Source organism: Neobacillus drentensis (assembly GCF_036965645.1).
Lineage (GTDB): Bacteria > Bacillota > Bacilli > Bacillales > Cytobacillaceae > Neobacillus > Neobacillus drentensis_D.
Window position 1 is genome coordinate 1 of record NZ_JBALPZ010000155.1, and the last position, 14739, is coordinate 14739.

Annotated in this window: 11 protein-coding genes, 1 other RNA gene and 1 other annotated feature; of the genes, 11 read left to right on the top strand and 1 reads right to left on the bottom strand. The window is 40.5% G+C overall.

The features are described from left to right. Positions 1 to 124 precede the first annotated feature (124 nt). The 4 genes from recJ (at position 125) to dtd (ending at position 5946) form a co-directional block, all read left to right on the top strand. Positions 125 to 2488, top strand: a complete 2364-nt coding sequence (recJ, locus tag V7266_RS25035; protein ID WP_335471928.1) for a single-stranded-DNA-specific exonuclease RecJ — start codon at positions 125 to 127, stop codon at positions 2486 to 2488. Continuing rightward, on the top strand, positions 2479 to 2991 hold the full coding sequence (locus V7266_RS25040) for an adenine phosphoribosyltransferase (protein WP_335471929.1): 513 nt from the start codon (positions 2479 to 2481) through the stop codon (positions 2989 to 2991). Before recJ ends, V7266_RS25040 begins: the two co-directional genes overlap by 10 nt. A gap of 306 nt (positions 2992 to 3297) precedes the next feature. After that, positions 3298 to 5493: a RelA/SpoT family protein gene (locus V7266_RS25045; protein WP_335471930.1), complete on the top strand. Its 2196-nt coding sequence runs from the start codon at positions 3298 to 3300 to the stop codon at positions 5491 to 5493. A gap of 12 nt (positions 5494 to 5505) precedes the next feature. Next, positions 5506 to 5946, top strand: coding sequence for a D-aminoacyl-tRNA deacylase (dtd, locus tag V7266_RS25050; RefSeq protein ID WP_335471932.1), 441 nt, complete (start codon positions 5506 to 5508; stop codon positions 5944 to 5946). A 193-nt stretch (positions 5947 to 6139) separates the two neighbouring features. On the opposite strand, the gene V7266_RS25055 is transcribed toward dtd, so the two are convergent. Continuing rightward, a complete protein-coding gene (locus tag V7266_RS25055) occupies positions 6140 to 7660 on the bottom strand; it encodes an SH3 domain-containing protein (RefSeq protein ID WP_335471934.1) in 1521 nt (506 codons plus the stop codon). Between the two features lie 165 nt (positions 7661 to 7825). On the opposite strand from V7266_RS25055, the gene V7266_RS25060 reads away from it, so the two are divergent. From V7266_RS25060 to V7266_RS25090, 7 genes are all read left to right on the top strand, one after another. Continuing rightward, positions 7826 to 8002, top strand: a complete 177-nt coding sequence (locus tag V7266_RS25060) for a hypothetical protein (protein WP_335471935.1) — start codon at positions 7826 to 7828, stop codon at positions 8000 to 8002. A 60-nt stretch (positions 8003 to 8062) separates the two neighbouring features. Next, positions 8063 to 8302, top strand: a binding site (T-box leader). 114 nt (positions 8303 to 8416) lie between these two features. After that, positions 8417 to 9688 (top strand): histidine--tRNA ligase, encoded by a 1272-nt coding sequence (gene hisS / locus V7266_RS25065; RefSeq protein WP_335471936.1) that lies wholly within the window; start codon positions 8417 to 8419, stop codon positions 9686 to 9688. A 13-nt stretch (positions 9689 to 9701) separates the two neighbouring features. After that, complete coding sequence (aspS, locus tag V7266_RS25070; RefSeq protein WP_335471938.1) at positions 9702 to 11471, top strand: aspartate--tRNA ligase; 1770 nt, start codon at positions 9702 to 9704, stop codon at positions 11469 to 11471. A gap of 65 nt (positions 11472 to 11536) precedes the next feature. Beyond that, positions 11537 to 11731: non-coding RNA, 6S RNA (gene ssrS, locus V7266_RS25075), on the top strand. A gap of 176 nt (positions 11732 to 11907) precedes the next feature. Next, entirely contained in the window at positions 11908 to 12675 is a 768-nt protein-coding gene (locus V7266_RS25080; protein ID WP_335471940.1) for a tRNA threonylcarbamoyladenosine dehydratase, read from the top strand. Positions 12676 to 12828: 153 nt separating this feature from the next. Continuing rightward, positions 12829 to 13758, top strand: coding sequence for an ABC transporter ATP-binding protein (locus V7266_RS25085; protein WP_335471941.1), 930 nt, complete (start codon positions 12829 to 12831; stop codon positions 13756 to 13758). Continuing rightward, positions 13751 to 14701, top strand: a complete 951-nt coding sequence (locus V7266_RS25090; RefSeq protein ID WP_335471943.1) for an ABC transporter permease — start codon at positions 13751 to 13753, stop codon at positions 14699 to 14701. The genes V7266_RS25085 and V7266_RS25090 overlap by 8 nt, the downstream gene beginning before the upstream one ends. The last annotated feature ends 38 nt before the right edge of the window (positions 14702 to 14739 follow it).

The window sequence follows — 14739 nt, forward strand, 5'->3', positions numbered from 1 at the left end:
AGGCTCTCCGGCACGCCCGCGGAAAGCGAAGCCGCCTGGATCGGAAATTAACAGACTAGTTTATTTAATTGAAAGCTTATCTTTGCTCCTGTATAATTAGAAAGTCTGAGGGGTGAACGTACCAATGTTAAAATCAAAAACAAAATGGATTGTTCGCAATTCTGATCATAATCTCGCCCAAATGCTTGTTAATGAATTGAAAATTACACCGTTAGTGGCATCACTACTAGTTAACCGTGGACTTGATACCGTAGATTCTGCTCGGTATTTTTTATTTGGAAAAGATGAGTTTCACGATCCCTTCTTACTAAAAGGGATGGAAGCGGCCGTTAATCGCATCCGTGAAGCAATTGAAAGACAGGAACCCATTCTTATTTTTGGAGATTACGATGCAGATGGTGTAAGCAGCACCTCGGTGTTAATGATTACACTTCGTGATTTAGGGGCTAACGTCCAATTTTATATTCCTAACCGTTTTACAGAAGGCTATGGACCGAACGAACCTGCCTTCCGTCATGCGGCGGAAACTGGTATAAAATTATTAATAACTGTTGATACAGGAATTGCAGCTGTTCATGAAGCAGCGGTTGCAAAAGAACTTGGCCTGGACCTGATTATAACCGATCACCATGAACCAGGGCCTGTTTTACCGGAAGCATTAGCCATCATTCATCCTAAACTGCCTGATAGCACTTATCCTTTTCGTGAACTGGCGGGTGTAGGAGTGGCCTTTAAACTTGCCCATGCATTATACGGCAGTGTGCCTGAGCACTTATTGGAGATTGCCGTAATTGGGACGATTGCAGACCTGGTATCATTAAAGGGTGAAAATCGGATCATAGCTAAAAAAGGCCTGGAAAAACTAAAGACAACAAAAAATATTGGTCTCAGGGCCATATTAAAAGTTGCGGGCGTCGATCTTATGTCAATTAATGAAGAAACAATTGGCTTTACACTAGCACCTAGAATCAATGCAGTTGGCAGATTAGAAGATGCCGATTTAGCCGTACAATTGTTGTTGACCGAGGACCCTGAGGAAGCTCAAGCTCTAGCAGAAGAAATGGATGCCTTAAATAAAACAAGGCAGGAGATTGTCAATACCATTACGTCTGAAGCAATAGAAGAGGTTGAAAAAAACTTTCCCATTGAAACAAATAAAGTTCTCGTTATAGGCAAGGAAGGCTGGAATGCAGGTGTCATTGGAATTGTAGCATCCAGGCTTGTAGAAAAATTCTATCGACCGACCATCGTGTTAAATTTTGATCCGGAAAAAGGAATTGCTAAGGGGTCAGCTAGAAGTATCCTTGGATATGACTTGTTTAAAAATTTATCAACCTGTAGAGAAATTCTTCCGCATTTTGGCGGACATCCAATGGCGGCAGGGATGACGTTGAAACTTGAGGACGTTGCTGAACTTCGTCATCGGCTCAACCTTCTTGCGGAAGAGCAGCTATCAGAGGCCAATTTAATTCCAATAACCCAGCTTGATGAGGAGATTCGTCTTGAGGATATTAGCTTGTCATCATTAGACGAACTTAGTCTCTTAGCACCCTTTGGAATGGATAATCCAAAGCCAAAAGTGCTGATAGATAATGTGGCCATTACAAGTATGAGAAAAATTGGCAGTGAACAAAACCATCTTAAGCTTTTAGTGAAAGAAGAGGGAGCCAGCCTTGATGGTGTAGGTTTTGGGTTAGGTCCTTTAGTGGACCAGATTTCACCTGCCTCGAAAATTTCCTTAATTGGAGAATTATCTATTAACGAATGGAATAATATACGTAAGCCACAAATCTTTATACAGGATGTGGCAGTTCATTCGTGGCAATTATTTGATTTTCGCGGCCAAAAGCGAGCTATTCAAATTCAAAACAATGTACCAGCTGAAAACAGAAAAATTATCATTTTCAATAAAGAGCACCTTGAAATCATAAAACCAGAACTTCGGTCTGAAACGATTCTGATTCAAAATTTGGATGAGGCCAAAGTGTTTGATGGGTACCAAGCTAATATTGCACTAGTGGATTTTCCGCCGTCAAAGGACCTTTTAAAAGGATTGTTCGCTGGAAAAGAACCGGCAAGAATATATGCTTATTTTTACAAAAAAGAAAGTGATTATTTTTCTACCATTCCAACGCGCGATCATTTCAAATGGTTCTATGCCCTGCTGTTAAAAAAGGGTCCGATTGATCTAAAACTTCATGGTGAAACCATTGCGAAACATCGCGGCTGGTCGCATGAAACAATTAAATTTATGTCTAAGGTGTTTTCTGAACTGGATTTTGTTACAATAAACAATGGATTTATTACTTTAAAAACTGGAGCGCAAAAGCGTGACCTGACTGATTCCCAAACTTATCAAACAAAACAGGCCCAGTATGCTCTTGAAAGAGAATTGTTGTTTTCCTCATTTCAAGAATTAAAAGGCTGGTTCGATCAAGTCATTCAAGGATCGGTTGAATCTGAGGAGGCAATTGAAGAATGGATTTAAGAGAATTTATTACAATCGTACCGGATTGGCCAAAACCCGGGATTAAATTTAAAGACATCACCCCTTTAATGAATGATGGTGAAGCTTATAAATACGCAACTGACCAAATTGTTGAATATGCAAAAGAAAAGCAGATCGACATTATTGTTGGACCAGAGGCACGAGGCTTTATTATTGGCTGCCCAGTTGCCTATTCGTTAGGAGTTGGATTTGCACCAGTCCGTAAAGAAGGTAAGCTGCCAAGAGAAACCATCAAAGTGAGCTACGGATTAGAATATGGCAAGGATATTCTCACCATCCACAAAGATGCCATTCAACCGGGACAACGGGTGTTAATCACAGATGATTTATTGGCAACAGGAGGAACAATCGAAGCAACGATTCAATTGGTAGAGCAGCTTGGCGGTGTGGTAGCTGGGATTGCTTTCTTAGTAGAATTAAGCTATTTAGAAGGCCGCAGTAAACTAGACGGCTACGATGTTCTAACATTAATGCACTATTAATGGAGAATGGAGGGCACTCAGGAAACGAGTGCTCTCTTTAATATAAAGAAAAAATTTTTTTGTGTTTTGCAAAGGGAAATCAGCTCGATAACCCTTTAAAAACGACAAAAATATTGTATTTTAGTAAAAAAACAGCACAATCTCTTTACAACTTCGCTATTTTTTTCGATAATAGTAACAATCATTCTAATTTAGTAACTATTTTTTTAAGAACAACATTTGTATAAATAGACATTTTAATTTGTCCAAAAAATAGAGTTATAAAAACTTTGATATAAAAAATGAGATGAAAATAAAGGTGATTTCATGGCGAATGATCAAGTGTTAACGGCCGACCAAGTCATCGACAAGACCAGAAAGTATTTAAATGATGAGCATGTAGAACTAGTTAAAAAGGCTTATGAGTACGCAAAACATGCCCATCGTGAACAATATAGAAAATCGGGAGAGCCCTATATTATCCATCCTATTCAAGTTGCCGGAATCTTAGCCGACCTTGAAATGGACCCGGCAACAGTGGCGGCTGGTTTTCTCCATGACGTTGTAGAAGATACTAATGTAACCTTAGGGGATATTACAGAGGCTTTTAACAGCGAAGTGGCAATGCTTGTTGATGGGGTTACAAAGTTAGGGAAAATTAAATACAAGTCTCATGAGGAACAGCAGGCGGAAAATCATCGAAAGATGTTTGTGGCGATGGCGCAGGACATCCGCGTCATTCTTATTAAACTTGCGGACCGCTTGCATAATATGCGGACACTTAAACATCTTCCTATGGAGAAACAGCGCCGAATTTCAAATGAGACACTTGAAATTTTTGCACCTTTAGCTCATCGTCTTGGTATCTCTAAGATCAAATGGGAGTTGGAAGATACCGCATTAAGATATTTGAATCCACAGCAGTATTACCGGATTGTCAACTTAATGAAAAAGAAGCGGGCGGAACGTGAGCAGTACTTGGATGATGTTGTGGATGAAGTGAAGGGACGCCTAAGTGAAGTATCGATTAAAGCTGAGCTGTCAGGGCGGCCAAAGCATATTTACAGCATCTATCGAAAAATGGCTTTGCAAAATAAACAATTTAGTGAAATTTATGATTTACTTGCCGTTCGTATTGTGGTGAATAGCATTAAGGATTGCTATGCGGTTCTTGGTATTATTCATACCTGCTGGAAGCCAATGCCGGGCCGCTTCAAGGACTATATTGCAATGCCGAAGCCGAATATGTATCAATCATTACATACAACGGTCATTGGTCCTAAGGGAGATCCGCTTGAAGTACAAATTCGGACGTACGAAATGCATCGGATTGCGGAATTTGGGGTTGCGGCCCACTGGGCATATAAAGAAGGAAAAGCGATTAGCGACAGCTCTACTTTTGAGCAAAAACTGACCTGGTTTAGGGAAATCCTTGAGTTTCAGAATGATACGGCGAATGCCGAGGAGTTTATGGAGTCATTAAAAATTGATTTATTCTCCGACATGGTATTTATTTTTACTCCTAAGGGTGATGTCATCGAATTGCCATCTGGTTCTGTTCCTATTGATTTTGCCTACCGGATTCACTCTGAAATTGGCAATAAAACGATAGGCGCAAAAGTGAATGGCAAAATGGTCACGCTTGATTATAAATTAAAGACTGGTGATATCATTGAGATTCTCACTTCCAAGCACTCATACGGACCAAGCCAAGATTGGTTAAAGCTTGCTCAAACATCACAAGCCAAGAACAAGATTCGGGCGTTCTTTAAGAAGCAGCGCCGTGATGAGAATGTCATTAAAGGCCGAGAACTGGTTGAAAAAGAAATCCGAAATATGGAATTTGATCTAAAGGAAATTTTAACAACTGAAAATCTTAAAAAGGTTGCCGAAAAGTTTAATTTTTCCAATGAGGAAGATATGTATGCAGCCGTCGGATATAATGGCGTAACAGCCTTGCAGGTGGCCAATCGCTTAACGGAAAAAGAACGGAAAAAGCGGGATAAAGAACAATCTGCTACGATTGCCAATGCTATTACGGATCTAAAGGCATTTCCTTCGACGAAAAAACGAGAATCAGGTGTACGGGTTCAAGGGATCGATAACTTGTTAATTCGCTTGTCAAAATGCTGTAATCCTGTTCCAGGTGATGAGATTGTCGGTTTTATTACGAAAGGACGCGGCGTCTCGGTCCATCGTTCTGATTGCCCTAACATCGATTCCAATGATGCTCAAAATAGATTGATTCCGGTTGAGTGGGAATCTTCCTTAAACGACCGTAAAGAGTATAATGTGGATATCGAAATCAGCGGTTTTGACCGCCAGGGGCTGCTTAATGAGGTTCTACAAGCAGTTAGCGAGACGAAGACCAATATTTCCGCAGTTTCCGGGAAGTCTGATCGTAATAAAATGGCGACGATTATTATGTCGATTGCTATTCATAATGTTAACCACCTCCAAAAGGTTGTGGAACGCATTAAGCAAATCCCGGACATTTATTCGGTTCGCCGGATTATCAGTTAAGGAGTTTCTAGCATGAGAATAGTAGTTCAGCGCAGCAAAGAAGCGAAGGTAACGGTCGCTGGTGAAATAACCGGACAAATTAAGCAAGGCTTTGTTCTGTTAGTTGGGGTGACACACGAAGATAAGGATGAGGATGCCGTCTATTTAGCGGATAAGATTGCTAACCTGCGGATCTTTGACGATCATGATGGGAAAATGAATCTTTCTTTATTGGATGTTGGCGGTGAAATTCTCTCTGTCTCCCAGTTCACCCTTTATGGGGACTGCCGAAAAGGCCGCCGCCCTAACTTTATGGAAGCGGCAAGGCCTGAACAGGCAGTGGTTTTATATGAAGCCTTTAATCAGATGCTGCGGGACAAAGGAATTACCGTAGAAACAGGTGTGTTTGGCGCCATGATGGATGTTGAATTAATCAATGATGGCCCTGTAACGTTAATTGTAGAAAGCAAATAGGCAGCCTTGGCATTCGTGCCGGGCTTTTTTTGTTGGATCAAAAATGTTGTTTGTTTTTATTAACAAAAAATGAGCCGATATTAACGAAAAAAGGATCGATATTAACAAAAATTTAGATTATATTAACAATTTGGCCCACCTGCCAAAAAAAAGGCTCTGGAAGAATAAACCTCCCAGAGCCTTGCCATTAGTGTTAGTTATTTTTAAAATACCTCGCCAAGCCATCATACAGCCCTGAAGCTGCATTTTCTTGAAACACACTTGAGTTCAGGGTCATTTCTTCTTGCGGGTTACTTAAATACCCAAGTTCAATGAGAGCAGCTTTTTGACTGTTTTCCCGGATGACATGGAAATCACCAAATCTTACTCCGCGGCCGCTTAAATCCGTTTGGGCAATGGTGGAAGTATAAAGTGAATCTGCCAGTCCTTTTTGATAGTCATAAAAATAATAGCCCGTCATTCCCCGTGAACTGCGGTCTAAGCTGCTATCGTAATGCAGGCTGATGAAGGCATCGGCACTATTGGCCGTGGCCGCATACACCCGAGATGGCAGGGAAATAAATGTATCCGTATCTCTAGTTAGGTAGACATTGGCTCCGGCCGCTCTTAATTTACCGTATAGTAGTCGTGCGGTTCGAAGCGTCAAATCTTTTTCTAGTGTTCCATTCGTACCTGTTGTTCCATTATCACCGCCGCCATGTCCTGGGTCGAGGATAATGGTTTTATTTTTAAGGTAGCTTTCAGCCCCGCCTTTATGAATTTGCGGATTGGATCCATTGTTTGAAACAATCCAGCCAGCGACATAGCCTGTTGTTCCATTTTTTAATTGGATCTCGTACCAGTCATTTACAATACTTTTAACCGTAAATTGATCTCCCTCGTCACCCAAGGCAACTACTTCAGATTGGGCATCTGCTTCTTTTCTAATATTTGTCCCGTTATGTAAAATCGTAACAGTAGTTGTCTTTAATGCTTGTTTTTCTTGAGTGGAAGCAGTTGTTTTCTCAAGAAACAAACCTGATACCCAGCCAAAACTACCAGACTCATACTCTATTTTTACCCAATTATATTTCTCATCTAAAATAGTAAACTGCTGGTCCTGTGAAACAGTACCAACGATACTTGAGTTTAATGAGGAGTCTGAACGGACAGTTAAACTATCCGCAGTTACGGTTCCAGTGGCCCCTGTTACACTTTCTTTTTGGCTATCATTTTCTGATTGAGTGTCAATAAACTCTGCTCTAACCCAGCCTTTAATACCAGAAAAATTAATTTTCAGCCATTTATTTTGTTTGGAGATAATAGAGACGTCAGTCCCATTTGTTAGTTTTCCGACAATTGAACTTGAGACGTAAGGCTCTTCTCTTATGTTAATCGTATCGGCATTCACTTTCCCCATTTCGGTAGTAGTTGTTTCTTCTGTTCCTGAATTGGATTCGTCATCCTTCGTGACGAGCCAATTAACTACCCAGCCAGTTTGGCCTAACGATAATTTAATCTCAATCCAATCATCTTTTTCTTTTACAATTTGGTACTGTTCACCCCGTTTTACAGTGAAAATGTTCGGATAGCTTAATCCTGGGCCGCTGCGGACATTTACCGTATCCGTAGAGATCGTAACCGAACCACTTGAGGCATTGCCTCTTTCTTGCGGCAGGAAGGTACCGAAAGCGAGAATAATAGTGAATAAGAGCAGTGTATACTTTTTTGTCATCGTAACCTCCTTTATCTGTTTATTTTATCGTAAAAAAGCCAGAAATTCATTCCTTAATTGGTTAAATCAGCTAATTTCACTAGAAATAATCCATAAAAATCACATAAACATGCAAGTTTTTGACCAGATTGGAAATACTAGAAAAAAAGACTGAGGTGATTGGTTATGAGGTCGAGTGAAAAGGGAATGAACATACAGTCAATGGATGGCCGTATTTTTGGAGTGGATTTTCATGATTTTATTCAAAAAGAGGGTCATTCAAACTCTATTGAGCTTGCATCTGAATTTGGGTTAACAACGGGCGATGTCAGAAAGTTAAAAAAACATTTAGGAAGGTCTTAAATGTCTCTTGACATTACCATTGTTGCTACGTATTATTATATAAATATAAAAGATATTTCGGAATAACCATTGATGGAGCATAGTAATTAAGATCATCCATGAAAAGAGAGGAAATGCCTTAGGCTGAAAGCATTTCTACATGTACCTTAGTGAAAGAACACTCCGTAGGCTTCTCTCTGAAAAAGCAGCTGCTTTAGTAGGAGATGAACGTAGCAGGCGTTAACTGTTTAAGAGGAAGAGCAGTTTTTACATGTTCTTCAACTAGGGTGGCACCGCGGGACTAAAACTCTCGTCCCTTGTATGACTACAAGGGATGGGAGTTTTTTTGTGTTTCCAGAAAAAGCAAGCACCCTTATTCGCGTCTATTTAACAATATCTACATAAGCGTTATGTTTATAAAGGAGGTAATTCACCATGTCGATCAGCATCCCAAGAGGTACGCAAGACATACTGCCAGGTGAAGTAGAAAAGTGGCAGCTAATTGAAGCAAAAGCAAGAGAACTTTGTGAAAAATACCAATATCAAGAGATTCGTACACCAATCTTTGAACATACAGATCTTTTTTCTAGAGGAGTCGGCGATAGCACCGACATTGTCCAAAAAGAAATGTACACCTTCGAAGATAGAGGCAAACGCAGTATAACGCTAAGACCTGAAGGAACAGCGGCAGTCGTCCGCTCGTTTGTAGAGAAGAAAATGTTTGGTCTTGCTAATCAGCCTGTAAAGCTTTATTACATGGGACCTATGTTCCGTTATGAACGCCCGCAGGCAGGCCGATTCCGCCAGTTTGTTCAATTTGGTGTGGAGGCATTAGGCAGTAACGACCCTGCGATTGATGCAGAGGTAATTTCTTTAGCCATGAATCTCTATAAAGAATTGGGATTGCAGAAGCTAAAACTGATTATCAACAGCTTAGGGGATAAAGAAAGCCGAACTGCTCACCGTGAAGCGCTCGTGAACCATTTCAAACCGCGGATTGGGGAGTTTTGTCATGACTGTCAAAACCGTCTTGAAAAAAATCCGCTCAGGATCCTGGATTGTAAGCAGGACCGTGACCACGAATTAATGAAAACGGCGCCTTCGATTTTAGATTATTTGAATGATTTTTCAAAAGCTTATTTTGAAAAATTACAACAGTATTTAACGCAGCTTGATATTCCGTTTGAAGTCGATCCAAACTTAGTCCGCGGTTTAGATTATTATAATCATACTGCATTTGAGATTATGAGTAACGCGGAGGGCTTTGGAGCAATTACCACCCTTTGCGGAGGCGGACGCTATAACGGGCTTGCAGAAGAAATTGGCGGTCCTGAAACGCCTGGTATCGGCTTTGCTTTAAGTATTGAGCGGTTTATTGCAGCCCTTAATGCGGAAGGTATTGATCTTGAAATCAATCAAGGAATCGACGTATTTGTAGCTTCACTTGGGGAAGAAGCAAAGGATTATACCGTCGGACTTTTACAGCAGCTTCGAATGGCTGGTTTTTCTGCGGAAAGAGATTACTTGGACCGGAAAATCAAGGCCCAATTTAAAGCAGCTGACCGCTTAAAGGCTAAATACGTAGCGATACTTGGAGACGATGAGCTTAAAAATAACAAAATTAATGTTAAAAATATGGCTACAGGTGAACAAGTAGAATTAGATCTAAACACATTTATTAAACAATTCCAGGAATTGCAAGCTTAAAAGGGGGATAAACATGTTTGGCAGATCGTATTTTTGTGGAGAAGTTCCAGAATCAGCAGTAGGTGAGAAGGTAACATTAAAGGGCTGGGTTCAAAAACGCCGTGACCTCGGCGGGTTAATCTTTATTGATTTGCGCGACCGGTCGGGAATTGTTCAGGTAGTGTTTAATCCAGATACATCAAAGGAAGCCCTGCAAATTGCAGAAACAATTCGTAATGAGTATGTTCTGAATGTGGTTGGAACTGTTGTCGGCCGTGAAGCAGGAACCATTAATGAAAACATAACAACAGGAACAATTGAAGTTCAGGCTGAAGAAGTAACGATTATCAACGAAGCGAAAACTCCGCCGTTTCAGATTACTGATCGGACAGATGCTTCAGAGGATATTCGTTTAAAGTATCGCTACTTAGATTTCCGTCGTCCTGTTATGTTTGAAACTCTGAAGATGCGCCATCAGGTAACAAGACATATTCGGAACTACCTTGACAGTGAAGGTTTCCTAGATATTGAAACACCAATTCTAACAAAAAGTACACCAGAAGGAGCACGTGACTATTTAGTGCCTAGCCGTGTCCATCCAGGTGAGTTCTATGCATTGCCGCAATCACCACAGTTGTTTAAACAATTACTTATGGTGGGCGGAGTTGAACGATATTATCAAATTGCCCGCTGTTTCCGAGATGAGGACTTGCGTGCTGACCGTCAGCCGGAATTTACCCAAGTCGATATTGAAACCAGCTTCTTAAGCCAAGAAGACATTATCAGCATGATGGAGAATATGTTGTCTGGATTGATGAAGGAAGTTAAAGGGGTGGAAGTCCCTGCAAGTTTCCCGCGGATGACTTATGCTGAAGCAATGAGCCGCTTTGGGTCAGATAAACCAGATACACGATTTGGATTAGAACTTGTGGACCTTTCAGAAATTGTGAAGGATTCTGGTTTTAAGGTGTTTGCTGCTGCCGTTGCAAATGGCGGCCAGGTAAAAGCCATTAATGTAAAAGGCGGAGCCGAAAAATATTCTCGTAAAGATATTGATGCTTTAACTGAATTTGTCGCTGTCTACGGTGCAAAAGGCCTTGCTTGGTTAAAAGTCGATACTGAAGGCTTAAAAGGGCCTATTGCTAAATTCTTCAACGAAGAGGATGCACAAGCAATCAAGGCTACCCTTGAAGCGACTGATGGAGATTTACTATTATTTGTTGCCGATAAGAAGAGTGTTGTAGCGGATGCTCTTGGTGCATTAAGACTTAAACTAGGAAAAGAGTTAGGCTTAATTGACCCAAGCCAGTTTAATTTCTTATGGGTAACTGACTGGCCGCTGTTAGAGTATGATGAAGAAGAAGGCCGCTATTATGCTGCGCACCATCCATTTACAATGCCGTTTAGGGAAGATCTAGAACTACTAGATACAGACCCATCCAAGGTCCGTGCACAGGCCTATGACATTGTCTTAAATGGATATGAACTCGGTGGTGGATCACTGCGGATTTTCGAACGGCCGGTTCAAGAAAAAATGTTTAGTGTGCTTGGATTTTCTCCAGAAGAAGCGCAAGAACAGTTTGGCTTCCTCTTAAATGCCTTTGAATATGGAACACCTCCACATGGTGGAATTGCTATCGGTCTTGACCGCCTGGTTATGCTGCTTGCAGGCAGTACTAACCTGCGTGATACGATCGCCTTTCCAAAGACAGCGAGCGCGAGCTGCCTGTTAACAGATGCACCAGGTGAGGTTTCTGAGGCACAATTAAAGGAATTATATTTGTCACTAAATGTTAATAAATAGCAGGAATCCGCTTTCATAAATCCTTGTAGATCATTTTAAAATATGGTATTATGAAAGCAATTAGAAGAGTCCTGAAATGCACGTTGTGTTACCTGAAGTTTTGACCGAACATTATTGATTCGGGAGTCTAGAGTTTTCTGCCATGCGTAAATGCCCCACCTATACGGTAAAGGGACTTACAATAGCGAAACAGGACACCCACCTGCTAGTAGCGGGGATCAAAACGAAGGATCATGAGCGACGGCACCATTGGGACTCTTCTCTATTTTCTAAACAATCACCTTCTGCATAGGCGGAAGGTGTTTCTTTTGTCATTAAGCTGATAATCGAGCTTCAGCTCATGTCCAAGGCAGGCGCTGGAGCTTTTCTTGAGGGTATGATATATTTTTATGGTGAAAAAATATATAAAAGTGATTATAAATATGGAGTGAATCTAATGCTGCATCAATTTTCTCGAAACGAGCTTGCTATTGGTAAAGAAGGATTATCTATTATGAAAAACAGCACGGTGGCTGTTTTAGGAATCGGCGGTGTCGGTTCATTTGCGGCGGAAGCTCTGGCCCGGTCCGGTGTTGGCAGATTAATTTTAATTGATAAAGATGACGTAGATATTACCAATATCAACCGTCAGCTAATTGCACTTCTATCCACAGTAGGCAGACCAAAGGTAGAAATCATGACGGAGCGAATTAAAGATATTAACCCTGACTGTGAAGTGATCCCATTAAAAATCTTTTATACAGAAGACACGTATGAAGAAATCTTCAGTCATAAATTGGATTTTGTAGTAGACGCTTCTGATACCATTGTCTATAAAATTCATTTAATGAAAGAATGCTTAAAACGAAATATCCCGATTATTTCAAGTATGGGTGCCGCTAATAAAATGGATCCAACTCGTTTTCGGATTGCAGATATTTCAAAAACGCATACAGACCCGATTGCAAAGGTCATTCGCACAAAACTTCGTAAGGAACGAATTCACAAGGGTATTCCAGTCGTCTTTTCTGATGAAAGTCCAATTGTGATTCGTGAAGACATTAAAAAAGAAGTGGGAAATGAAAACGCGCCGATCCGCAAAGCGCAAATGCCACCTGCGTCCAATGCCTTTGTACCTTCCGCCGCTGGACTAATTATGGCTAGCTATGTTGTAAGAGAATTGTTAAAAGACATTAAAATTCAGCGTGTTGCTGATGAAAAATAAGCAATCAGCTCTAAACTATCAAGTTTAGGGCTTTTTTAAGTTCTCGGGCCTAGCGATACCTTCACTGCAGCCTTGTTCACACTAATGTAGAAAATTTATGCTAGTTTCAGGTAAACTTGGTTAAGGAAGTTTGTTTAAGAGAGGAGAGAGAACTTGGAGACAATTGTGGAGTTAAGAGATGTTACTAAGGTCATTAAAGGAAAAACCATTATTGACCAAATCAGCTTCCAAGTCAATAAAGGGGAAGTGTTTGGATTCTTAGGTCCAAATGGGGCAGGGAAAACTACCACCATACGGATGATTGTTGGTTTAATGGGGATTACCTCGGGTGATATCATCATTGGCGGTTCTAGTATTAAATCTCAATTCGAGAATGCCGTGGGTCATATCGGGGCGATTGTTGAAAATCCTGAAATGTATAAATTTTTAACAGGATATCAAAACTTGGTTCATTATGCCCGTATGTCGAAAGGAATCTCTAAAGAAAAAATTGCTCAAACGGTAGAATTGGTTGGTTTATCCGACCGAATCCATGACAAAGTAAAGACGTATTCGCTCGGTATGAGACAGCGTTTAGGATTAGCACAGTGTCTACTACATGACCCGGCGGTGTTAATTCTTGATGAGCCTACTAACGGATTAGACCCTGCCGGGATTAGAGAAATTCGTGATTATGTCCGCCTGCTGGCCCGTGAAAAGAATATGGCCGTAATCGTTTCTAGTCATTTACTGTCTGAAATGGAAATGATGTGTGACAGAATCGGAATCATTCAGGATGGCAGGTTAGTAGATGTGCAGCTTGTCCGTGAATTTGTACACGACGGTAACGGCGTTAGCTATGAATTGGAAGTGATACCGGCTGAAAAAGCGTTGAATCTTTTTGCTGTGAATTATCCTAACCATAAAGCAAACCATTCAAGAAATGGCTTAACAGTTGAATTAAGCAAAGAGGAAATGCCTAGTCTCGTAAAATTACTGGCAGCGGAAGGTATCTCCATCTATGGGATAAAGGAAGTCGCAAAAACATTAGAAGATCGGTTCCTAGAAGTGACCTCTGAAAAGGAGGCGGTTGATCGTGGTTAATTTAATTAAAAATGAATGGATGAAAATTTTTAAGCGGCCTGGAACAATGGTCATGATCTCTATTTTGGTATTAACTCTGGCCGTCGTTGCATTTGTAATAAAGGCCCAAAATAATAATATGGATGTTCAGCAGGACAAAAATTGGCAGCAAATTTTACAAGAGGAAAACAATGCCTTAAAGCAGCAGATGTCAAAAAGCCAGACGGATGTGGAGAAGCAGTATTTTAAAAAAGAAATAGCCATTAATGATTATCGAATTAAACATGATATTCCTCCTAAAGAGAAATATTCGGTTTGGTCTTTTGTAAAAGATTCTTCACAACTGATTATGTTAGCAGGCGTATTTATTATTATCATCGCTGCCGGAATAGTCGCCAGTGAGTTCAACTGGGGGACCATTAAGCTGTTATTAATCCGTCCGATTAATCGAACTAAAATCCTTTTTTCGAAATATGTGACCGTTTTATTATTTGCTTTGCTTATGCTGGCGATTATGTTTATATTCTCTAGTATGTTGGGTGCGATTTTGTTTGGTATGCCGGAAAAAGCAGTTCCTTATTTAAATTATTATAATGGCCGCGTGACGGAACAGAATATGGTTGTCCATTTACTTGTTTATTACGGTTTAAGTTCTATTGATATGATTATGTTAGTAACCATGGCATTCATGATCTCTGCTGTATTTCGTAATAGTTCACTCGCGATTGGGCTCTCTTTGTTTTTATTATTTACCGGAGGTCAATTTACAGCTCTTCTTGCAATGAAATTTGACTGGGCTAAATATGTTTTATTTGCCAACACAGATTTAATCCAATACTTTGAAGGAACACCACTAGTCGAAGGCATGACGATTCCCTTCTCGATTATCATGCTAGTTATTTACTTTGCCCTATTCCAGTTTCTCGCTTTCTACGTCTTCCAAAAACGAGACGTAGCAGCATAAACACTATAAGAACATAAATAAAGGTGCCTGTCACCATG